22 protein-coding genes are annotated in these 22,092 nt (G+C 71.0%); 3 read left to right on the plus strand and 19 right to left on the minus strand.

The window, feature by feature from the left end:
• The first annotated feature begins 152 nt into the window (after positions 1-152).
• On the plus strand, positions 153-902 hold the full coding sequence (locus tag ATC03_RS19290; RefSeq protein WP_067880781.1) for a GntR family transcriptional regulator: 750 nt from the start codon (positions 153-155) through the stop codon (positions 900-902).
• 36 nt (positions 903-938) lie between these two features.
• On the opposite strand, the gene ATC03_RS19295 is transcribed toward ATC03_RS19290, so the two are convergent.
• The 6 genes from ATC03_RS19295 to ATC03_RS19320 form a co-directional block, all read right to left on the minus strand.
• Positions 939-1,832, minus strand: coding sequence for an EamA family transporter (locus tag ATC03_RS19295; protein WP_067880785.1), 894 nt, complete (start codon positions 1,830-1,832; stop codon positions 939-941).
• A 251-nt stretch (positions 1,833-2,083) separates the two neighbouring features.
• Positions 2,084-2,521, minus strand: coding sequence for an alternative ribosome rescue aminoacyl-tRNA hydrolase ArfB (gene arfB, locus ATC03_RS19300; RefSeq protein WP_067880788.1), 438 nt, complete (start codon positions 2,519-2,521; stop codon positions 2,084-2,086).
• 54 nt (positions 2,522-2,575) lie between these two features.
• Entirely contained in the window at positions 2,576-4,924 is a 2,349-nt protein-coding gene (locus ATC03_RS19305; protein WP_067880791.1) for a heavy metal translocating P-type ATPase, read from the minus strand.
• A complete protein-coding gene (locus ATC03_RS19310; protein ID WP_067880794.1) occupies positions 4,921-5,166 on the minus strand; it encodes a heavy-metal-associated domain-containing protein in 246 nt (81 codons plus the stop codon). The genes ATC03_RS19305 and ATC03_RS19310 overlap by 4 nt, the downstream gene beginning before the upstream one ends.
• A gap of 181 nt (positions 5,167-5,347) precedes the next feature.
• Positions 5,348-6,580, minus strand: coding sequence for a serine hydrolase domain-containing protein (locus ATC03_RS19315; RefSeq protein ID WP_067880797.1), 1,233 nt, complete (start codon positions 6,578-6,580; stop codon positions 5,348-5,350).
• 116 nt (positions 6,581-6,696) lie between these two features.
• Positions 6,697-7,998 carry an ATP-dependent DNA helicase gene (locus tag ATC03_RS19320; RefSeq protein ID WP_067880800.1) on the minus strand — a complete coding sequence of 434 codons (1,302 nt, stop codon included), beginning with the start codon at positions 7,996-7,998 and terminating at the stop codon, positions 6,697-6,699.
• 246 nt (positions 7,999-8,244) lie between these two features.
• On the opposite strand from ATC03_RS19320, the gene ATC03_RS19325 reads away from it, so the two are divergent.
• Entirely contained in the window at positions 8,245-9,300 is a 1,056-nt protein-coding gene (locus ATC03_RS19325; RefSeq protein WP_067880803.1) for a hypothetical protein, read from the plus strand.
• Between the two features lie 3 nt (positions 9,301-9,303).
• Here ATC03_RS19325 and ATC03_RS19330 read toward each other — a convergent pair whose 3' ends face one another.
• The 5 genes from ATC03_RS19330 to rpmB all read right to left on the minus strand — a co-directional run bounded on the left by ATC03_RS19330 (position 9,304) and on the right by rpmB (position 12,740).
• Positions 9,304-11,298: a bifunctional copper resistance protein CopD/cytochrome c oxidase assembly protein gene (locus ATC03_RS19330; RefSeq protein WP_198168758.1), complete on the minus strand. Its 1,995-nt coding sequence runs from the start codon at positions 11,296-11,298 to the stop codon at positions 9,304-9,306.
• 177 nt (positions 11,299-11,475) lie between these two features.
• Complete coding sequence (locus ATC03_RS19335; protein WP_055853964.1) at positions 11,476-11,763, minus strand: HU family DNA-binding protein; 288 nt, start codon at positions 11,761-11,763, stop codon at positions 11,476-11,478.
• 264 nt (positions 11,764-12,027) lie between these two features.
• Positions 12,028-12,333, minus strand: a complete 306-nt coding sequence (rpsN, locus tag ATC03_RS19340; RefSeq protein WP_047408199.1) for a 30S ribosomal protein S14 — start codon at positions 12,331-12,333, stop codon at positions 12,028-12,030.
• Positions 12,334-12,336: 3 nt separating this feature from the next.
• Positions 12,337-12,504, minus strand: coding sequence for a 50S ribosomal protein L33 (rpmG, locus tag ATC03_RS19345; RefSeq protein ID WP_067880809.1), 168 nt, complete (start codon positions 12,502-12,504; stop codon positions 12,337-12,339).
• Positions 12,504-12,740, minus strand: coding sequence for a 50S ribosomal protein L28 (rpmB, locus tag ATC03_RS19350; RefSeq protein ID WP_067880812.1), 237 nt, complete (start codon positions 12,738-12,740; stop codon positions 12,504-12,506). Before rpmB ends, rpmG begins: the two co-directional genes overlap by 1 nt.
• A 264-nt stretch (positions 12,741-13,004) precedes the next feature.
• Here rpmB and ATC03_RS19355 point away from each other — a divergent pair, with 264 nt between their 5' ends.
• Complete coding sequence (locus ATC03_RS19355; protein WP_227820174.1) at positions 13,005-13,976, plus strand: FAD-dependent oxidoreductase; 972 nt, start codon at positions 13,005-13,007, stop codon at positions 13,974-13,976.
• 49 nt (positions 13,977-14,025) lie between these two features.
• On the opposite strand, the gene ATC03_RS19360 is transcribed toward ATC03_RS19355, so the two are convergent.
• The 8 genes from ATC03_RS19360 to ATC03_RS19395 all read right to left on the minus strand — a co-directional run bounded on the left by ATC03_RS19360 (position 14,026) and on the right by ATC03_RS19395 (position 22,057).
• The gene (locus ATC03_RS19360) at positions 14,026-14,922 is read right to left on the minus strand and encodes a glycine betaine ABC transporter substrate-binding protein (protein ID WP_067880818.1); all 897 of its coding nucleotides are present in this window, start codon (positions 14,920-14,922) and stop codon (positions 14,026-14,028) included.
• Positions 14,923-15,002: 80 nt separating this feature from the next.
• Entirely contained in the window at positions 15,003-15,929 is a 927-nt protein-coding gene (locus ATC03_RS19365) for an ABC transporter permease (protein WP_074401110.1), read from the minus strand.
• Positions 15,926-17,296, minus strand: coding sequence for a quaternary amine ABC transporter ATP-binding protein (locus ATC03_RS19370; RefSeq protein ID WP_084003643.1), 1,371 nt, complete (start codon positions 17,294-17,296; stop codon positions 15,926-15,928). Before ATC03_RS19370 ends, ATC03_RS19365 begins: the two co-directional genes overlap by 4 nt.
• A gap of 341 nt (positions 17,297-17,637) precedes the next feature.
• The gene (locus tag ATC03_RS19375) at positions 17,638-18,279 is read right to left on the minus strand and encodes a hypothetical protein (RefSeq protein ID WP_067880821.1); all 642 of its coding nucleotides are present in this window, start codon (positions 18,277-18,279) and stop codon (positions 17,638-17,640) included.
• An 18-nt stretch (positions 18,280-18,297) separates the two neighbouring features.
• Complete coding sequence (locus ATC03_RS19380) at positions 18,298-19,665, minus strand: glutamate decarboxylase (protein ID WP_067880824.1); 1,368 nt, start codon at positions 19,663-19,665, stop codon at positions 18,298-18,300.
• Positions 19,666-19,866: 201 nt separating this feature from the next.
• Positions 19,867-20,271 (minus strand): Fur family transcriptional regulator, encoded by a 405-nt coding sequence (locus tag ATC03_RS19385; RefSeq protein WP_067880827.1) that lies wholly within the window; start codon positions 20,269-20,271, stop codon positions 19,867-19,869.
• Positions 20,268-21,110, minus strand: coding sequence for a metal ABC transporter permease (locus tag ATC03_RS19390; protein WP_067880830.1), 843 nt, complete (start codon positions 21,108-21,110; stop codon positions 20,268-20,270). Before ATC03_RS19390 ends, ATC03_RS19385 begins: the two co-directional genes overlap by 4 nt.
• The gene (locus tag ATC03_RS19395) at positions 21,107-22,057 is read right to left on the minus strand and encodes a metal ABC transporter permease (RefSeq protein WP_067880833.1); all 951 of its coding nucleotides are present in this window, start codon (positions 22,055-22,057) and stop codon (positions 21,107-21,109) included. Before ATC03_RS19395 ends, ATC03_RS19390 begins: the two co-directional genes overlap by 4 nt.
• Between the last annotated feature and the right edge of the window lie 35 nt (positions 22,058-22,092).

Consider the following 22,092-nt stretch of genomic DNA (forward strand, 5'->3'; position numbering starts at 1 on the left):
TTCCGGTTGGGGACGTCGGCAATGCTGCCATCCCGAATCGGGGTTATATACCTAACTCAGGTCCTATTCACGCGGTGTTCACCGCGAACCCCGAAAGATGAACACTTCGCAACGGTGCCGCACGGCGGGATATGCCGAAGTAATATGCCTATGTGCCCATCAGTGTCTACAAAGCCATCGCCGACGACCTCCGACAGCGCATCGCGAGCGGCCAGCTCGCCCCCGGAGACGACGTGCCCACCGAGGGCGAGCTCGCCCAGCAATGGAGCACCTCGCGCGGCCCGATCCGCAACGCCCTCGCCGAGCTCCGCGCCGAGGGCCTGATCGAGACCACCCGGGGCCGCCCGAGCCGGGTCGTGCGGCGCAAGGCCCACCAGGCCGTCGACGTCTCGATCCCCTTCACCAAGTGGGCCCGTGAGATGGGCGCGACGCCCGGCGCGCACACCCAGGAGGTCTCCCTCCGGCGCGCCGACGACGACCACGTCGAGCTCCTCCGCATCGAGCCCGGCGACCTGATCGTCGAGGTGACCCGACTCCGCAGCCTCGATGGGCGCCCCACGATGCTCGAGCGGCTGGCCTTCGTCGAGGAGGTCGGGCGGGTGCTCTTCGACGTCGACCTCGACACGGTCTCGATCACCGACTACCTGGCCGAGCGCGGGCATCCGTACGCCGAGGTCGACCACGAGATCGACGCGGTCGCCGCCGACGAGCTCGACGCCCGCCTGCTCGAGGTCGAGCTCGGCTCGCCGATCCTGCGCCTGCGACGCGTGACGCGCGGCCGCGACGGGCGCGTGTTCGAGGCATCCGACGACCGCTATCGCAGCGACATCGTGCGCTTCACCGTCTCGGCCTCTGGGCGCGCCATCTCGGGCGAGCACTTCATCCGCCCGGTCGGCGAGTAGGTCGACGAGCAGGTCGACTGGCACGTCGGCGAGCGATCACGCCGCGATCAGCAGCACCCCCGCGACGACGATGACGGATGCCGCGACCCTCGCCCATCCGCGGCCCTCGCGCAGCACGAGCGCACCGAACGCGCTGACGAGCACGACGCTGACCTCCCGCATGGGCGCCACGAGGGCCACCGGCGCGAGCGTCACGGCGACGAGCACGAGGATGTACGAGAGCGGCGACAGCGCGCCGAACGCGAGGATCCTCACCCAGTGCGTGCGCCCCACGCGGCCGAGCTCGCGACGACGCCGGCCGAGCAAGGCGGAGAACAGCACGAGCTCGCCGAGCGTGCAGCCGACCATGAAGGCGACGGGCGGCACGTCCCACGAGCGCACGACGTTCGCGTCCCACAGCGTGTAGGCGGCGATCGCGACGCCGGTCGCGATGCCCCAGAGGATCGCTGGATCGGGGCCCCGCCGGCGCGTCCCGGCGCCACCGAGCGAAGTACTGCCGCCCACCGGGCCGCGATCGAGCAGGCCGATCACGACGACTCCGACGAGGATCGCCGCGATGCCCACGAGCGCCCAGCCCGACGGCCGTTCGCCGAGCACGAGCACGGCCACGAGCACCGTGATCAGCGGGCCCGTTCCGCGCGCTGTCGCGTAGACGGTCGACAGCATCCCGGTGGCGTAGCCGCGCTGCAGCACCAGCATGTAGCCGCAGTGCAGCACGGCCGAGACGCCGGCGCCCAACGCGAGGCCACCGACATCCGCGGTGCCGATGCCAGCCGTGAACGGCACCATCGGCAGCCAGAGGAGCGTGCTCGCGAGCGCACCCCACCAGAGGAAGGGCATGCCGATGCGGCTGACGCCGTGGGCGAGGATGTTCCACGCCGAGTGGCACACGGCGGCGGCGAGGACGAGGACGAGCGCAGGAACGGACACGGGACCCTTCGGTGCGTCGCGGGCGCGACGGACGGGGTCCTCCGGGCTTTTGTCCTGTCAGATGACGGCCGCCTCTGGCGGTGGCCGTGGCGCCGCTCGGACCAGTCGGATCTCGCGATCCCGGAACCCTAGGCGCTATCGCGGATCACGGTAGCACGCGCGGGTGAACCGGTCCGTTCACCCTCGCGCAACCCTGCGGACCCCCGGTCGAGGAGGCGCGCCAGCGCCGTCTCGAGACCAGCGCCCCGGCGTCAGTCGTTCGGCCGACGGCGCAACTGCTTGACGTCGGTGCGCCGCTTCTTCGCGTCCAGGCGTCGTTCCTTGGAACCGCGGCTCGGCCTCGTCGGCCGACGTGACGGCGACGGCGGCCGGAGGAGTTCGGTCACGACGGCGACGAGTCGCTCGCGCGCGGCCTCCCGGTTGCGCAGTTGCGCCCGGTGCTCGGATGCCGCGATCGTGAGCACGCCATCGACGACGCGACCGCCGAGGCCGTCGAGCAGCCGCTCCCGCTGGATCGGGGAGAGCACCGCCGAGCCCGCGACGTCCCACACGAGCTCGGCCCGGGAGTCGGCCGTGTTCACGCCTTGCCCGCCGGGGCCCGATGACCGGGAGAACCGCCAGGACAGCTCGGACTCGGGGATCGTGAGTCCCGAGTTCACCCGAAGGCCGGGACGATGGACGGCGGGCATGCGTCCATCATCCTCTCTCGGCCTCGCCGGCGCGGGCCGACTTCGGGTTCCGGCTCAGCGCACCCCGCGGAACCGCCGCAGCAGCAGGCTGTTGCCCACCACGAACACCGAGGAGAACGCCATGGCCGCGCCCGCGACGAGCGGGTTCAGCATGCCGAGCATCGCCACCGGGATCGCCGCGATGTTGTAGGCGAAGGCCCAGAACAGGTTGCCCTTGATCGTGCCGAGCGTGCGCCGCGAGAGGCGGATCGCGTCGACGACGGCTACGAGGTCGCTGCGCACGAGGGTCAGGTCGCTCGCCTCGATCGCGACGTCGGTGCCCGAGCCCATCGCGATGCCGAGGTCGGCGGTCGCGAGCGCGACGGCGTCGTTGACCCCGTCGCCGACCATGGCGACCACGCGGCCCTCGGCCTGCAGCGCACGCACGATCTCGGCCTTCTCGGCGGGCAGCACGCCGGCGCGCACGTCGTCGATGCCGACCTCGGCGGCGACGGCCCGCGCGACGCGCTCGTTGTCGCCCGTGAGCAGCACGGGTCGGAGTCCGAGCGCCTTCAGCTGCACGATCGCCGCGGCACTGTTCGGCTTGACCGTGTCGTTCACGCTCAGGATGCCGCGAGCCACGCGGTCCCATGCGACGGCGACGACGGTGCCGCCCGCCGCCTCGAGCTCGACCTGCCGCCGTTCGAGCGCGTCGGGAAGTTCGACCGCCCACTGCTCGGCGAGCCACGCGGATCGGCCCACGAGCACGAGTCGCCCGTCGACGACGGCCTGCACGCCGAGGCCCTGCGTCGAGGCGAACGACTCGAGCGGGGGCAGGGCGCCGGCCACCGGTGCTGTCCCCTCCGCGACCGGAACGGCAGCGAGCGCCGCGGCAGCGATCGCCCGCGCGATCGGGTGCTCGGAGCCCGACTCGGCGGCACCCGCGAAGCGCAGCACCTCGGCCTCGCTCTCGCCGGCCGCGGGCACGACCTCGGCGAGCGACATCCGCCCGCTCGTGACCGTACCGGTCTTGTCGAGCAGGATCGTGTCGACGCGACGGGTCGACTCGAGGATCTGCGGGCCCTTGATCAGGATGCCGAGCTGCGCGCCGCGCGCGGTGCCGACGAGCAGCGCCATGGGCGTCGCGAGGCCGAGCGCGCAGGGGCACGCGACGATGAGCGTCGCGACGGCGGCCGTGAACGCGACCTCGGGGCCGTAGCCCGCGAGCAGCCAGCCGGCGAGCGCGGCGAGCGCGAGCCCGATGACGATCGGCACGAACACGGCCGAGACCCGGTCGGCGAGGCGCTGCACGTCGGCCTTGCCGGTCTGCGCCTGCTCGACGAGCCTGGCCATGGCCGAGAGCTCCGTGTCGGCGCCCACGCGCGTCGCTCGCACGACGAGTCGGCCGCCCACGTTGATGGTCGCGCCGACGACGGCATCGCCCGGGCCGACCTCGGCCGGAACCGACTCGCCCGTGAGCATGCTCTCGTCGACCGCCGACGCGCCGTCGACCACGACGCCGTCGGTGGCGATCTTCTCGCCGGGGCGCACCACGAACCGGTCGTCGACGGCGAGGTCTGCCACCGGCATCCGCACCTCGACGCCGTCGCGGAGCACGGATGCCTCGCTGGCCCCCATCTCGAGCAGGGCCGAGATCGCCGCGGTCGAGCTGCGCTTGGCGCGCGCCTCGGCGTAGCGACCCGCGAGCACGAACACCGTCACCGCGGCCGCGACCTCGAGGTAGATCTCGTCGGCGCCTCCGCCGGGCGTCGTGAACAGCTGGAACGTCATGGTCATGCCCGACATGCCGGCCTGGCCGAAGAACAGCGCGTACGCCGACCAGGCGAGGGCCGCGAGCACGCCGACGCTGATGAGCGTGTCCATGGTCGCGGCGCCGTGGCGCAGGTTGATCCACGCGGCGCGGTGGAACGGCCACGCGCCCCACAGGGCCACCGGCGCGGCGAGCGCGAACGCGAGCCACTGCCAGTTCGTGAACTGCAGCGCCGGGATCATCGACAGCGCGACGACGGGCACCGCGAGCACCGTCGACACGATCAGGCGCTGACGAAGGGATGCCGCGTCGCCGTGATCGTGCGCTCCCCCGCCGTGGTGCGACTCGGCGTCCGAGCCGTGCCCGCCTGCCGGACCGCGCGCGTCGCTCGCGCCGTGCGGGTGCGGGTGCTGGGGCGCGACCGGCGCCGCGGGCTTCGGCTTCGGCAGCGCGGCCGTGTATCCCGTGGCCTCGACGGTCGCGATGGCCTCGTCGACGCTGACGCCGTCCGGCAGCCGCACGCTGGCCTTCTCGGTCGCGTAGTTCACGGTCGCCTCGACGCCGGGCATGCGGTTGAGCTTCTTCTCGATGCGCGCGGCGCACGAGGCGCACGTCATGCCGCCGACGAGCAGGTCGACCTGCTGCGCGGTCATGATGCCAGGTCGGCCAGTTCGTAGCCGGCCTCGTCGACGGCGGCTGCGACCTGGTCGGCGTCGAGGGCCGCGGCGCTCTGCACGGTCACCCGCGAGACGCCCCCGGCGACGAGCTCGACGTCGACCGACGAGACGCCGTCGAGTCGGCCGAGCTCACCCGTCACCGCACCGACGCAGTGCGAGCACGTCATGCCCGCCACGCCGTAGGTCGAGACGGTGGGGTTCGCGTCGTGGGTGCTCATGTGATCCTCCTGAAGTTCGGGATGGGTACCCCCATGGGGTATTCATCTGAACTCAACGGTACCCCACCGGGGTCTATTCCACACCTGTGAGAACTCGCGAGTGGGCGAACTTGGCGGCTCGATGAAGTGCGAGTCGACCAGAATCGCCCTCGCGAACCGGTGACCCGCAGCAGTGACGGCGTCAGGCGGCGGGCGCGGGCGGGCAGGCGGCGAGCGCCGTCATGTTCGCCGTGGCCTGCTCGAGCGACCACGGAAGCTCGACGAGCGGGGCCTCGGCGCCGTTCGCGGCATCCGCCTTCGACCCGACGGAGGCGAGCGCGAAGGCGACCTCGCGCACGAACGCGTCGGTCGAGCTCGAGTTGTTCAGCACGAGCACGACCGTGAGCCCCGAGGTGGGGTCGGTGAGCGCCGCCGTGAGCATGCCGGCGGTCTCGCTGACATCGCCGCGCATCGGGCCGAACGTCGCACCGCCGATGCCCGCGCCGTACCAGGACTGCGGCGAGCCGGCGACCGGCTGCACGTTCTTCCACTGGTCGGCCTTGGCGCTGTCCGACAGCAGGGAACCCGTCGCGAACGCCTCGCTGAACCGGCGGAGGTCCTCGAGCGTCGTCGTCGCGCCCGCGGCCTCGCCGCCCATCGAGCTGGACTGGGCGGACTGATCGAGACGGGTCGCGCAGTCGGCCTTGCCGTCGGCGCCGATGGGCGAGGCGTACGCGCCGAGCAACCCGCGACCGGTGTCGTCGGCCGGCGGGATGACGGTGCTGTCGAGGCCGAGCGGACCGAACACGTACTGCTCCGCGAGGTCCTCCCACGATTTGCTGGTGTGGCGCTCGATGCCCATCGCCGCCAACAGCACGCCGGTGCGCGACTCACGTACGGCTGCGCCCGGAGCCCCGGTTCGCGCCATGCCCATGCCCGCCGCGACGAGTTCGTTGTTCGACCAGGTGCGCACGGGGTTCGTGGTGAAGATGCCCTTGAGGCCCGGGTAGTAGTCGGCGAGGCCCGAGCTGTGGCGGCAGAGCTGCTCGTAGGTGATGCCGTCGAGCGAGGGGATCCAGTCGACGTCGTCGGCGATCTCGTCGTCGAGTTCGAGGTGCCCGTCGTCGACGAGCTTCAGCACGATCTGGCACGTGACCTCTGAGGTGAGCGTGCCCATGCGGAAGGGCGTGTCGACGGTCGTCGCGGCGGCCCCCTCGTCGAACGAGACGGTTCCGGATGCCGCGGTCCACTCTCCGGACCACGGGGCCCACACGCCGGCGATGCCGCCGCTCGCCCCCGACAGCGCGATGGCCTGGTCGAGCACGCCCTGCAGCGCGTCGGCCGTCGGGGTGCCGAGCGGTGCGTCGACCGGATCGAACTGGGCCGCCGGATCGGCGGGGCCGAACGAGCAGCCCTGCAGTCCGAGCGCGAGCACGACGAACGCCGCGGCCGAGATTCCCCATCTCCGCCCGCGATTCCTCCGGCGAGTCGCCACAAGCCCCCCTAGCTGTGTCTCGACGAGATTCTAACCCGGGCCGGCGGATCGGAGGTTCAGGTGTTCGAGCCGATCTCGCGGTGGGCGCCGGACATGAAGCGCTCGACCGCGGCATCCACGATGATGTCGCTGGGTCGCAGCGGCCGGCTGAGGTAGAGGCCGTCGAGGGAGGTGAGCCGGCTGAGCGCCACGTAGGTCTGCCCCGGGCTGAAGACGCGCGACCCGAGATCGACGATCGCGGTGTCGTAACTCGCCCCCTGCGACTTGTGGATCGTCACCGCCCAGGCGAGCCGCAGCGGGAACTGGGTGAACTCGGCGACGATCTGACGTTCGAGCTTCTTGCGCGCGGGGTCCCAGGAGTACTTGTACTTCTCCCACGTGGCGGGCTCGACCTCGTGCTCCTCGCCGTCGACCTCCACGCGCAGTTCGCGGTCGAGGCGGGTCACGGTGCCGATCGTGCCGTTGACCCAGCGCTGCCCGTCGGGCCCGATCGCGGTGTCGTTGCGCAGGAACATCACCTGCGCACCCACCTTGAGCTCGAGCCGCTCGTCGGCGGGGTACGCCCGGCCGCCGAAGTCGCCGGCGACCTCGGCTTCGTTCGCCTTCGACGTGCCCGGAAGCCGGTGCAGTTGGGTCGCGTTGATGCGGTTGACGGTGCCGTTCGTCGTGGCGAGCGTGATCGCGCCGTGCTCGGGCAGCGGACGCCGGGCGCCGATGCCGTTGAGCACCCCGGCGATCTCGGCGGTGACCGCGCCGTGCCGCACGGCGTTCAGCATGTGCTTGAACTCGGCGTCGTGCTGGCGGTGCACCTCGCCGAGCTCGAAGATGCGCAGGCCGGTCTCGCGCCACACCTTGGCGTCGAAGAACCACATCGAGTCGTAGGTGTCGGCGAAGTACGCCCGCTCGTCGCCGTCGCCCGGCACTGGGGCCAGCTGGTACGGATCGCCGAAGAGCACGACCTGCACCCCGCCGAACGGTTCGTGCCTGCGCTGCCGCGCCTGTCGCAGCGCGCGGTCCATGGCGTCCATCAGGTCGGCGTTGACCATCGAGATCTCGTCGATCACGAGGGTGTCCATGGCGTTCAGGATCTTGCGGACCGCGTCGTTCTGGTCGATCGGGTGGTCGGCGATGACCCCGATCGGCAGGCGGAACAGCGAGTGGATCGTCTGCCCTCCGACGTTCAGCGCCGCCACGCCCGTCGGGGCGCAGATCACGATCTGCTTCTGCGTGTTCCAGTTGAGGTGGTTCAGCAGCGTCGACTTGCCGGTGCCCGCCCGGCCCGTGACGAACACGTGGTCGCGAGTGCCCTCGATCGCCTCGAAGACCGCGGTCTGCTCGCGGGTGAGGGTGGGGGCCACAAGGTTCTCCGGCTGGTCGGATCCGGCTCGCGGATCGGGCTCGTGGGGTGGCGCCGGCCGGCGCGATCCCACTGTAACCGGGCCGCGCGGGTTCGACGGGTCCGGTGGTCCCCGATGTGCAGGGTGCGAGCAGATCGTCTCCCTGTGGAGAGCGGATGCCGCGGCGCGGCCTCGCCCTGCCCCGCGGCGCGCGTGGCCGGCGCGTGTGTTCGGCTCCCGGCATCCGTCGCCGCCTAGACTGGCGGGGTGACTGGCTCGGGGGTTCGGAACAGCCGGCTCTCACCGCTGTCGATCGCCGGGTGGGCCGCGCTGGCGATGCTGCTCGGAACCGCGTTCGTCGCCGCGCTCGGCGGCCTGAACCAGACCACGTACGGCGCCGCGAACTTCGTGGAGCGCTACCTCTCGGCCATCGCCGACGACGACCTGGCGACCGCGATCACCACGCCGGGCGTCGCGCTCGACGACGACGAGCTGACCGCCATGGGCGTGCCGACCGACATCTCGACGGCGATGCTGCGGTCCGACGTGATCGATGCCGGCCCCGAAGACGTGCGCATCGTCGACGACGTGAAGCACGAAGACGGCACGCACACCGTCACAGCCAGTTACCGGCTCGACACCGCGATCCTGCAGACGTCGTTCGAGATCCGGGCCATCGACCCGCTCTACGGCCTGCTGAACCGGTGGGAGTTCATCGAGAGCCCGCTCGCCGTCGTCGACGTGACGGCCGCCCACAACCCGCTCTTCACGGTCGGCGACCTGACGCTCGACACCCGGGCGACGAAGTCGGGCGACGAGTTGGCCGCGTTCACGCAGACGGCGCCCTACCTCGCGATCGCGCCGGCCGCCTACGAGTTCGGCTTCTCCGACACCCTCGTCGCCGCGGTTCCCGTGCCGCTCGCGACCGAGCCCGGCGTGCGCGCCGCCGTGACCGTCGACGCGCAGCCCACCGCGGACTTCGTGAAGCGCGTGCAGACCCAGGTCGACAGCTACCTCGACGGCTGCGCGGCGCAGACCGTGCTGCAGCCCTCGGGGTGCCCGTTCGGCATCGAGATCGACGACCGCGTGCTCGGCGACCCGGTCTGGTCGATCGTCACGTACCCTCCGGTCACGCTCACCGCGGGCGAGACGGCGTTCGAGATGCCGGCGACCGACGGCATGGCCCACATCTCGGTCGAGGTGCAGTCGCTCTTCGACGGCGACAAGTCGCAGCTCGAAGAGGACCGGCCGTTCCGGCTCGCCCTCAGCGCGACGATCCGCCCCGACGGCAGCATCGCGATCCAGCTGCAGCAGACGAGCTGACGCTCAGCCCTGCCGGTCGTGCTCGGCGATCGCCGCGAGCCGTGCGTTGTACGCCTCGAGCTCGGCATCGCCCGTGCGATCCGCGTGCCGGTCGTGGCGCTTGGACTCCTTCTGGTCGCTGCGCGACCACTGCACCGCGACGGTGATCGCGAGCGCCACGGTCGGGATCTCGCCGATCGACCACGCGAGGCCGCCGCCCATCTGCTGATCGACCAGCGCATCGGTGCCCCAGCCCATGGCGCCGTACCAGTCGGCGAGCAGCAGGCCCGCGCTCGACATGATCGCGAGGCCGAAGAACGCGTGCAGCGCCATGGTGCCGAGCAGCAGCACGAGCCGGAACGGGTACGGCAGGCGGTAGGGCACCGGGTCGATGCCGATGAGCGACTGCACGAAGAGGTACCCCGTGATGAGGAAGTGCACGATCATCCACTCGTGGCCGATGTGGTCGACCATCGTCCACCGGAACAGCGGCGAGTAGTAGAACACCCAGAGCGAGCCGGCGAACAGCAGGGCCGCCACGATCGGGTTCGCGATGATGCCGGCGAACTTCGAGTGCACGGCGAGCAGGATCCACTCGCGGCCGCCGCGCGATCCGTCCTTGCGGGCCCTGATCGCGCGCGCCGCGAGCGTGACCGGCGCGCCGGGCACGAGCAGCACCGGCACGGCCATCGTCAGCACCATGTGCGCGGCCATGTGCGCCGAGAAGAGGTACTGCTCGTAGGCGTTCACGCCGCCGTTCGTGATGTACGCGAGCAGCAGCATGCCCGAGACCCAGAGCACCGAGCGGTAGATCGGCCATTTGTCGCCGCGGCGGCGGAGGCGCCACACGCCCGCGAGGTAGAAGAAGATGCCGAACCCGCAGCCGAGGATCCACAGCAGGTCGAGGTTCCACTCGGTGAAGTAGCGGTACAGGTCGGGCCACGGCGGCAGGGGCTCGCCCGTGAGGATCTCGGCGGGCGTCTGGGCGATGACGCCCGGCTGCTCGGCGACCGGGGTCGCGGTGCGCGCGAGCGCGGCGGCCACGCCCGACGCGATGCCCATGAAGGCGAGTTCGGCGACCACGAGGATCCAGAACTCGGAGATGCGGGATGCCGGGCGGTCGGCCTTGCCCGCGGCGGCGGCGCGCGACATCCGCCCGATCAGGTACCGCCGCTGGATCGCGCCGAAGCCGCCGAGGGCGAGCAGGGCGAGCAGCTTCACGATCACGAGCACGCCGTAGGGGGTGCCGAGCTGGTCCCACGTTCCGATGCGGAGGGCGGCGTTCGCGTAGCCCGAGACCGCGACCACGATGAAGCAGATGAGCGCGACCGTCGAGTAGCGCGCGAGCACGACCGGCAGGCGCGCGCCGTCGAGCTCGTTGCGCAGCAGCACGATCGTGAGCAGGCCGCCGAGCCACACGGCCGCGAAGACGAGGTGCAGGCCGAGCGACGTGATCGCCGCGCTGTGACCGGCGGTGCCGGCCGAGTGCCCCTGCTGCGCCATGGGCACCAGCGCGAAGACCGCGAGCACGGCCACGAACACGAGCGCCGTGTGGTTGCGCACCGCGAAGCAGAGCACGGTGACCGCGGCGCCCACGAGCGTCGTCGTGAGCCACGCCTGGCCGAGCTCGATCGTCGTGAGGAACTGCCCGAGCTGCGCACCGAACGTGTCGCCGAGGCTCAGCTCCACGCCCGTCACGACGAGGAAGGTGAGCAGGCCCGTCGCGGCACTCGCGACGGTGAAGACGGCAGCGGATGCCGCGGCGACGTCGAGTGCGACGTCGAACTCGCGCTTCTTCGGGGTCAGCGCCCACACGGCGAGCACGAGCGCGCCGATCATGCCGGCCGCGCTCAGGTTGACGACGAGCTTCGCGATCGGCAGGCCCCAGCGGGCGATGGGCCCCGGATCCTGGATCAGCTGGGGCGTCGCTCCCCCGCCGTACGCGAGGGCCGCGACCGTCGCCGCGATGGCGACGACGATGAGGACGGCAGGGCCGAACACGCGGACTGAGCGGGGCACCGGACAAGCCTACGCGGCGCGAGGTGCGAGCCCGGCCACAGGAGGTTACGCGGGCGGGCGCCGAGGGCCGGGCGCCGGGCGGCCCGACTGCGTGAGCCGAGACATCCGCGCATCCGCGCCTCCGCAGACGACGAAGGGCGCCCGGCCGAAGCCGGACGCCCCTCGGGGGTCGCGAAGTTACTTCGCGGCAGCCTTCAGCTTGGAGCCGGCCGAGACCTTCACCGAGTAACCGGCCGGGATCTGGATCTCGGCGCCGGTCTGCGGGTTGCGGCCGGTGCGGGCTGCACGGTGCGTGCGCTCGACGGCGAGCCAACCCGGGATGGAGACCTTGGTGCCGGCGCCCACGGACTCGGCGAGAGCCTCGAAGAGCCCACCGAGAACGGCGTCGACGGTGGCCTGGCTCTGTCCGGTCGACGCTGCGACCTTCGCGACGAGCTCGGTCTTGTTGAGCGACTTGTCAGCCATTGAATGTCCTCCTCGGACCTTCGCTGTTCTGTACAGCATCTTGTGAGTTCTCGGGGACGATCGTTCAACCGCCCCCGTGGCCGATCGGGCCGCCTCGAATGTAGCAGAGAAGCCCGGAAACTCGCGGATTTCCAGCCTTTTCGGGCATGGAAGTCCCGGCGTGTCGCTCCGTGACGACCCGGATACCGTCTCCGCGACGATCCGGAGACGCCGAAAGGGGCGCCCCGGAGAACCCGGGACGCCCCTTTCGGAGAAGCTCAGTGCTTACCAGCTCGACTTCGTGATGCCGGGCAGCTCGCCACGGTGCGCCATGTCACGGAAGCGGACGCGTGAGACGCCGAACTTCGTGAGGACACCGCGGGGGCGGCCGTCGATCGCGTCACGCGAACGCACGCGGATGGGCGATGCGTTGCGGGGCAGCTTCTGGAGGCCGACGCGAGCAGCCTCGCGGGACTCGTCGGTGCCGTTCGGGTCGACGAGGGCCTTCTTCAGTTCGAGGCGCTTCGCCGCGTAGCGCTCGACGATCACCTTGCGCTGCTCGTTGCGCGCGATCTTGCTCTTCTTCGCCATTGTTTAGCGCTCCTCTCGGAAATCGACGTGCTTGCGGATCACCGGGTCGTACTTCTTCAGCACGAGACGGTCGGGGTTGTTGCGACGGTTCTTGCGGGTCACGTAGGTGAACCCGGTGCCGGCCGTCGAACGGAGCTTGATGATGGGACGAATGTCCTGCTGCTTCGCCATTAGAGCTTCACCCCACGAGCCTGGATGTCCTTGACGACCTTTTCGATGCCACGGGCGTCGATCACCTTGATGCCCTTGGCGGACACGTTCAGGGTGACGCTACGACGCAGCGACGGCACGTAATAGGTCTTCTTCTGCACGTTCGGGTCGAAGCGGCGCTTCGTCCGGCGGTGCGAGTGCGAGATGTTGTGACCGAAGCCGGGAACGGCTCCAGTCACCTGGCACACTGCTGCCATTGGTCTTTCCTCCAATACCGAGGGGCGGATGCCCCTCCCAAGGTCTCTTGTCTGCTGACGTCCCACGCCGAGATCCGCGATTTCTCGCGGTGTTCGAAGGGGGATGGTCGCGGTCTGGGCAGTGGATGTACCCAGCCAAAGGGACAGCTTACCAGAGTGGCCGATCTCGGCCGAATCGAGCGGATGCCGCGTGCAGGCGGCCGCACGGTGGTATCCCTGTGTGGAGGCGCCATGAGCGTCCAAGGGCATACGGAACGAGGCGACGTGGCATCACCATCGGATTCCAAGCGCGTCACCGTCGTGGGCGCCGGGGTGATCGGGCTGACGACCGCCGTCGAACTCGCGCGCGACGGTCACGACGTCACGGTCGTCGCCGACGTCGACACGATGCAGACGGTGTCATCCGTCTCCGCAGCGCTGTGGTTCCCGTATCGCGCGGAGCGCTCGCCGGTCGTGCGCGACCTGCTGCGCACGTCGTTCGAGCGGTTCGCCGCACTGTCGGAGGTCGCCGATTCCGGCGTCGAGATGCGCGCCGGCACGGTCGTGGAGCGTTCGGCGGCACCCGACCGCTCGTGGACCGAGTTCGTGCCGAGCGCCGCCGAGGCCGACCCGTTCCTGCTGCCGGCGGGAGCGACCTCCGGCATCCGCGCGACCCTGCCGTTCATCGTGATCCCGGCCTACCTGCCCTGGCTGCGGGCGCAGGCGAGCGTGCTCGGAGTCGCCTTCGAGCACCGGACCGTGCAGCACCTCGGCGAACTCGCCGGGCACGCCGACGCCGCGGTCATCGCGGCCGGCATCCGCGGGGGCGAGCTGCTCGGCGGAGACGCCGACGTCGTCCCGGTCCGGGGGCAGGTCGTCCGCGTCGCGAATCCGGGCCTCACCGATTGGATCACCGACACCGACGACCCCGAGCGCGTCACATACGTGTTCCCCCGCCGGGACGACGTGGTCGTCGGCGGCACGTCGATCGACGGATCGTGGGATCTCGAGGTCGACGTCGACACCGAGCGCGCCATCCTGGAGCGCGCGGCCGCCCTCGTGCCGGCGATCGCCGGCAGCCCCGTGGTCGGCCGCGCGGTCGGGCTCCGGCCCGCTCGACCGAGCATCCGCCTCGAGCCGGTGGCGGGCCGCGAACTCCCGGTCATTGCGGCGTACGGTCACGGCGGCGCCGGCGTCACGCTCTCGTGGGGCACGGCCGAGCGGGTTCGGGCGATGCTCCGCAACGACGGGAGGTGAAAGGGTGACGGATGCCGCGGCATCCGTCACCCCTCCTGATTCCGCCGCGCTACTGCGTGAGCGACGCCACGTAGTCGGCGTTCGCGGCGATCCACTGCTCGACCACGGGGCCGTAGTCGTCGGAGTCGTTCTCGTTGAACATCGCGTTCTCGAGCGAGTACAGCAGCTCGGAATCCATGGAGAACGCGCTGATCCAGCCCGCGAGCGTCGGGTGCGTCTGCTCGAACGACGCGGCGCCGAACGAGTGGATGCCCTCTGAGCCGCCGAGCGCGCCCTCCGGGTCCTCGAGGTCCTTGAGCGGGAACGCGTCGTAGGCCCAGTGCGGGCTCCACAGGGTGACGGCGATGTTCTCGCCCGCATCGGTCGCCGCGGTCAGCTCCGAGAGCATCGCGGGCGTCGAGCTCGTGAGGTACTCGAGGTCGTCGAGGCCGTACGTCGGGATGACCTCCTCGGTCGTCACGCGGTTCAGGCCCGAGCCCGGCTCGATGCCCACGAGCCGGTCGTCGAACAGGTCGGCGTTGGCTGCGAGCTCGTCGAGCGAGTCGATCGGGGCGTCGGCGTTCACCGCGATCGTGAGCTTCGCGTCGCCGTTCCACGCGCCGAGGTCGACGATGTCCTCGCCGTACTCCTCGACGTAGTCGGCGTGCGTGGTCGGCAGCCAGGTGTCGAGGGTGAGGTCGTAGTCGTCGCTCGCGAGCCCGCTGTAGACGGGCGCCGGGTCGGCGTACTCGAGCGTGACGTCGTAGCCCTGCTCGGTCAGGATCGCCTTCCAGAGCTCGCTCGCGGCGACGCCCTCGTCCCAGCCGTTGAAGACGGCGATGGTGACGTCCTTCCGGTCGCCGTTCGCGAGGGTCTCGGCCTCGGCGCCTCCGGCCGAGCATCCGGCGAGCACGAGTGCCGAGACGGCGCTCAGGGTGAGGGCTCCGGTGAGGGTGGACTTCTTCATGGTGATTCCTCTTCTCCCGCGGGCTGCGGGCCGCGGGGGTTCGGGGGTTCGGGGGTTCGGGTCGGTGTTCGGGGTTCGGGTCAGGCGGTGGCGGATGCCGCGGGCACGCGTGGCTCGGTCGCATCGGCCTGTGCCGCGGCATCCGTCGACCGCGAGGTCGTGTCGCGTCCACGACGACGACCCCCGCCGCCACCGAGTGCGCCCGTGATGCGGTCGAGGATGATCGCGAGGATCACGACCGAGAGGCCCGCCTCGAACCCGAGTGCCACGTCGATGCGGTTGAGCGAGGCGACCACGTCGCCGCCGAGACCGCCGGCGCCGACCATGCCGGCGATGACGACCATCGAGAGCGAGAGCATGATGACCTGGTTGACGCCGGCCATGATGCTCGGCATCGCGAGTGGCAGCTGGATCTGGCGCAGGATGCGGCCGCGTGAGGCGCCGAACGCGTGCCCGGCCTCGACGACCTCTGAATCGACCCCGCGGATGCCGAGCTCGGTAAGGCGCACGCCCGGCGCCATCGCGAACACGATGGTCGCGACGATGCCGGGCACGACGCCGACGCGGAACAGGATCAGCGCGGGGATGAGGTAGACGAACGCCGGCATCGTCTGCATGAAGTCGAGCACGGGGCGCACGATCTTCGACGCGACGTCCGATCCCGCGGTCCAGATGCCGACGGGCACGGCGAGCGCGATCGCGATGGCGCTCGCGACGAGCACGAGCGCGAGGGACTCCATGGCGTGCTCCCACTGGTCGACGCCGACGATCACGAGCAGGCCGACGGCGGTGCCGAGCGAGAGCTTCCAGCCCTTGAGCCACCACCCGAGTGCGGCGAGCGCGACGATGACGACCCAGAACGGCGGCGTCGCGAGCACGAACTCGACCGCGTCGTAGAACGCGAGGAACACCGTTCGGACGATGGAGAAGAACCATCCGAGCGTGTCGGTGAGCACGTCGATGAACCCTTCGGCGAGGTCGCCGAGCGGCAGGCGGATCTCGTTCATGCCGTGGTCCCCTCGACGAGGGCGAGTTCATCGATCGGTTGCGGGGTGTCCGGCGGAGCCGATGCCGCCGTCTCGCGCAGCGTCGCGGTCATGACCTCGGCCGAGACGGTCGCCGGCGTCTGGAGCACCTGCAGCTCGGCCGTGTCGGTCGTCACGTTGCCGAGGGCGGCGAGCAGGGTGACCCGCGGAACCGCGCCGAGCAGGCGACCCTCGTCGTCGACGACGGCGAGCGGGAGGTCCTGCTCGACCGAGCTCTCGAAGAGCTCGGAGAGGTGCACGTCGGGGCCGACGGCAGCGTAGTCGCCGGAGATCGCCCCCTCGAGCGAGCGCTCTCCGCGACGCACGAGCCGCAGCACGTCGCGATCGTGGGCGACGCCGAGCAGCTTCCGCCCGGAGGTCACGACGAAGACCATCGAGGTCTGCAGGTCGCGCATGGCACGCAGGGCGGCACGCGGGCCCGCGGCAGCCGAGGCCAGGGCCCGCGGGGCCTCCATGACGTTGCCCGCCGTGAGCACGCGTGCGCGGTCGACGTCCTGCACGAACTGCGCGACGTAGTCGTCGGCCGGGTCGGTGAGGATCTCCTCGGCCGTGCCGATCTGCACGACGCGACCGTCGCGCATCACCGCGATGCGATCGCCGAGGAACATGGCCTCGTTCAGGTCGTGCGTGATGAAGACGATGGTCTTGCCGAGCTCCTGCTGCAGCTCGACGAGCTGTTCCTGCATCTCGCGGCGGATGAGCGGGTCGAGTGCGCTGAACGCCTCGTCCATGAGCAGGATGTCGGCGTCTGCCGCGAGGGCGCGGGCGAGGCCGACGCGCTGCTGCATGCCGCCCGAGAGCTCCGACGGGAACTTGTGGCCCCACTCGCCGAGGCCGACGCGCTCGAGCACGCGCTCGGCGCGCTCGCGCCGCTCGGCGGCCGGCACGCCCTGGATCTCGAGGCCGTACGCGGTGTTGTCGAGCACCGTGAGGTGCGGCAGCAGGGCGAAGTGCTGGAACACCATGGCGACGTGCTTGCGACGGATGCCGCGGAGCCGGCGTGGCGCGACCCCGGTGAGGGTCTCCCCCATCACCGTGACCGTGCCGGCGGTCGGCTCGACGAGGCCGTTGAGCATGCGGATGAGCGTCGACTTGCCGGAGCCCGAGAGTCCCATGACGACGAAGATCTCGCCCTGCCGCACGTCGAAGTCGACATCGATGGCCGCGGCGGTGCCGAGGCCGGCGAGCTCGGCGCGGCCGGCCCCCTCGCGCAGGCGTTCGAGGGCGTCGGCCGGGCGTCGCCCGTAGAACTTCGTGAGCCCTCGCACTTCGAGGGCGTTCTGGTCGGCGATGCTGTGTCGCGCGACGGATTGCTGCTGTTCGGGCATCGAAATGTGCTCCAATGGCACGTGCGGATTCCGCAGCCGGGTGCAGGGCGGCAGGCGGGCGCGCACGCGTCACGGCCGGGTTCAGGCGATCCGGGATCCGGGACTCAAGCGCCGACGTCTCGTCGTGCGAATCCCGGCTCCAGCGCGCACTGCCATCGGGGCGGTGCACCACGCTCAAAACCGTACGACCCCCGCCGTGGAGACCGCCGGGGCAGGTCTCACGCGAAGGGCGCGGACTGGGTGGGTCGGCCCATCAGGGCCGTCGTCCACCGTATGTCCCCCTGAAGAGGGTCACCAAATCGCGAACCGTGAAAACGATGCTGACCTGCGGATTCTCCCCATCACTCCTTCGGGATCGTCCGCCGTGAGAGCAGCGCGGCCGTGAAGAAGCAGAGGGCGCCGATCGCCGTGCCGAGGTTCGCCCAGATCTCGCTGACGAGGTCGCCGGAGTCGGGCAGCACGTACGCGCCGACCGCCGAGACGGCGAACGCGACCGAGCCCAGCGCATTCAGTCCGGTGCCGTGCCAGGTGCGCGCGTCCGGGTCCCACAGGCGCCCGCGGTCCTTGGTCGCGATGATGGCGAGCGCGCTCGAGATCAGGAAGGCGAGCGAACCCCAGGCATCCGGGCGCCATCCGGCGCCGACGGCGTCGGGCCTCGAGACGGCCGCGGCGAGCGCGGCCCCGGTCGAGATGTTGAAGAGCAGGGTTCCGGCGAACTGCACGGCAGCAGCCCACCAGTCGGCGCGATCGGCGGGGTTCATCTTCGCGTGGGGGGCCACCCGTCCACTGAGGCTCAGCTGGATGAACGCGGCCAGCGTGAAGAGCACCGACCCGACCACGAACGTCGCGTTCGTGCCGACGGGCCCGAGTCGATCCGCGTACCACGGCAGGGCGCCCACGAAGAAGCACGCCGAGCCGGCCGCGAAGCCCCAGGCTTCGCGGCGCAGTCGGCGCACCGCGGTGACGGCCGTCCTCGGGGTCATGGGTGAGTCGACGGCGGGTCAGTGGTGGAAGGTCGTCTTGATGCCGGGGTGCGGCATCGGCGACGCGAGCGAGTCGAGGAAGGCCGTCTCGATGCGGATGTCGCGCAGGAGGTCCTCGGCCAGGTCGTGACTGAGCCCGTTACGGCTGACGATGCGCATCACCGTCTGGTCGGACTGGTCGCCCGAGAGCGGATAGGCCGGCACGAGCCATCCGCGGATCCGGAGGCGTTCGGAGAGGTGGTACAGGGTCCATTTGTCGGTGTGCCCCGGCTTCAGGCGCCACGCGAAGACGGGGATGTCGCTGCCGTCGGTCAGCAACTCGTAGGCGTCCATGCGGCCGATGGCGCCCGAGAGGTAGCGCGCGACATCCTGCGTCGTCTGCTGGATCTCTCGATAGCCGTTCCGGCCGAGCCGGAGGAAGCGGTAGTACTGCAGCAGCACCTGCGCGCCCGGGCGCGAGAAGTTCAGCGCGAACGTCGGCATCTCCCCGCCCAGGTAGCTCACCCGGAACACGAGGTCGTCGGGCAGCGCCGCGACGTTGCGCCAGACGACCCAGCCGACGCCCGGGTAGACGAGCCCGTACTTGTGCCCCGACGTGTTGATCGACTGCACGCGCTCGACGCGGAAGTCCCACTCGAGTTCGGGTTGCAGGAACGGCGCGACCATGGCCCCCGACGCGCCGTCGACGTGCATCGGGATGTCGAGGCCGGTCTTCGCCTGGATCGCGTCGAGCTTCGCGGCGATCGCGGTGACCGGCTCGTAGGCGCCCGTGTACGTGACGCCCATGAGCGCGACCACGCCGATCGTGTTCTCGTCGACGACGTCCTCGAGCCCCGTGCCGTCCATGAGCGGGTGCTCGTCCGACGTCGGGATGAGGCGCATCTCGACGTCGAAGTAGTTGCAGAACTTCTCCCAGCACACCTGCACGGCCGAGCTCATGATGAGGTTCGGCTTCTCGGTCGACTGCCCGGCCGCGCGCCGTGCGTGCTGCCATCGGCGCTTGAGGGCGAGGCCCCCCAGCATGCACGCCTCCGACGATCCGATGGTCGAGGTGCCGATCGCGTCGCGGTGGTCGGGCGCATGCCACAGGTCGGCCAGGATCCGCCAGCAGTACTCCTCGATCGCGGCCGTCGCGGGATACTCGTCCTTGTCGATCATGTTCTTGTCGAACGCCTCGCTGTAGAGGCGATCGGCATGCTCGTCCATCCACGTGCCGACGAAGGTCGCGAGGTTGAGCCTGGCATTGCCGTCGAGCATCATCTCGTCGCTGACGATGCGGTAGGCGGTCTCCGGCAGCATCGATCCCTCGGGGATCTCGGTGTAGCGCGCCGTGGTCGACTCGCCGATCCGGCTGAATGTGGGCAGGAGCGCGTCGTCCGGTGTCACTGTCTCTCCTTCGAGCGATCGGTCGGCTCCGACCCTGAAAGCGCACACGGGAGCCGACGACCGAGCGGGCACCTGCTCCCCCGGGCCGGTCACCGTCTTCCCGGCAGACGATACGCCTCCCGCATCGAGCGCGACACCCCTCGATCAGGTCACCGGGCGAGCGGATGCCGCGGGCAGGCGGTCCGCGTCGGCGTAACCCCCTCAGCGAGTGTCGTTCGCCAGCAGCACCGTGCAGTCGGCGCAGAGGCCGAACACGTCGACGACGTGGGCCGCACGGGTGAACCCGTGTTCGCCCGCGACGCGGTGCGCCCAGGCCTCGACCTCGTCGGCCTCGATCTCGACGGTGCGGCCGCAGTTGCGACAGATGAGGTGGTGGTGATGGCCGGTGGTGCTGCAGGCCCGGTAGAGCGCCTCGCCGTCGGGGGACTGCAGCGAGTCGGCCTCGCCCGAGGTCGCGAGATCGCCGAGCGCGCGGTAGACGGTCGCGAGGCCGATCGGCGATCCGGTCGCGTGCAGCGACGAGTGCAGCGCCTGCGCGCTGATGAAGCCGTCGGTGCCGTCGAGGGCCTCTCGAACGGCTTCGCGTTGCCAGGTGTTGCGCTTCATGCGGTGCGTGCGTCCTCTGCCGTCTCCACGGGAATCGCGGATGCCCTCCACGGTAGCGCGCGCAGCTTGGAACCGGCGAGCGCGATGAGCAGGAACGCGGTCGCCGTGAGCACGATCGCCGGGCCCGCGGCGATCGCGAACGCACGCGAGGCGAGCACGCCGAGCACTCCGGATGCCGCGCCGATCACGGGTGCGACCACGAGCATGCCGCGGTACGTCGTCGTGACGACCCGCGCCGCGGCGGCCGGCGCGGCGATCAACGCGATCGCGAGGATCGCACCGACGGCGGGCAGCGCGCTCACGACCGTCGCGGCGGTGAGCGCGAGCACGAGCAGCTCGACGGGCCATTCGCGGTACCCGGCGGCCCGGAATCCGGACTGGTCGAAGGTCGAGAACACGATGCGGCGACCGAAGACCACGACGAGCACGAGTGCGGCGACCGCGACGCTCGCGGCGAGCACGATGTCGCCGTCGCTCACCGTGAGGATCGAGCCGACGAGCAGCGACTCGGGCTGCACGGGCAGGCTCGGCACGACGGCCGCGAGGATCGCCCCCGCCGCGAAGCCGCCGGTGAGCACGATGCCCGCCGCGACCTGCGCACCCTGGTTGCGCACCCGCGCGATGCCCGTCATCACGAGCACCAGCACGACGGATGCCGCGGCGGCCCCGAGCGGAACGCTCACGCCGAGTGCGGCCGCCGCCACAGCCCCTGGGTAGGTGCCGTGCGTGAGCGCCTGGGCGAAGAAGGTACGCCTGCGCAGCACCACGAGGCATCCGACGAACCCGCCGAGGGCGCCGATGACGATGGAGGCGAGCATGGCCCGCTCGAAGTAGCTCATGCGGCCCGCTCCCCCATCGCCCGGTCGACGGATGCCGCGCTCGATGCGGACGAGTCGGGCGAGCCGGCGCCGGCACCCGCGCGCGCACCCGCGCGCCGCTTGCCGGCGTCGCGCGCCAGCCGAACGAGGAGCACGACCGCGTAGGCGAGCACGAAGACCGCGACGACCGTGCTGCCGGCGGGCAGGTCGACGCCCGCGCCGACGCTCGCGGCGAAGCCGGTCGCGAGGCCGAGCCACGAGGCGAGGGCCGCGAACACCCCGGCGATGGGGAACAGCAGCCACAGCCGGCCGATGATCAGGCGCGCGGCCGCGCCGGGCACGACGAGCAGCGCGAGCACGAGCAGCGACCCGACCGTGCTGGCGCCGGCCACCACGACGAGCGCGACGGCCACGTTGAGCGCGAGGTCGAGGCCGAACGCCGAGTCGCCCGCCGCGCGGCTGCCGGCCGGGTCGAACGCCCGGAACACCTGCTGCTTGGCCGTGAGCGCGACGAGCAGCAGCGCGACCGCCGAGACGACGACGAGCGGCACCACGTCCGCCGGCGGGATCGTGAGCACGCGGCCGAAGAGGAGTTCTTCGAGGGCGCCGGCGTAGTCGTCGCTCTTGGAGACCACGATCACACCGATGCTGAACGCGGCGGTCAGCACGACCGCGATGCCCGCGTCGTTCGCGACCCCCGACCGCATGAGCCAGGTGAGCAGCACCGCGCCGATGAGGGCGGCGATCGCCGCACCGGGGAGCACTCCGGCTGCGCCGCCGACTGCGAGCCCGACCGCGAGGCCGGGGAACACGGCGTGCGTGAGCCCGTCGCTGATGAACTCGAGACCGCGGAGGTTGACGAGCACGCCGACGACGCCGGCGATGACCGACAGGACGAGCATCACCAGCAGCGCGCGACCCATGAACGGCAGTGCGAACGCACTGAACAGCGCCTCGACCGCACTCATGCGCGGCCACTCCCCCGCGCGGCCGACCGCGTGTA

This window comes from Agromyces aureus, from assembly GCF_001660485.1.
GTDB classification, from domain to species: Bacteria; Actinomycetota; Actinomycetes; order Actinomycetales; family Microbacteriaceae; genus Agromyces; species Agromyces aureus.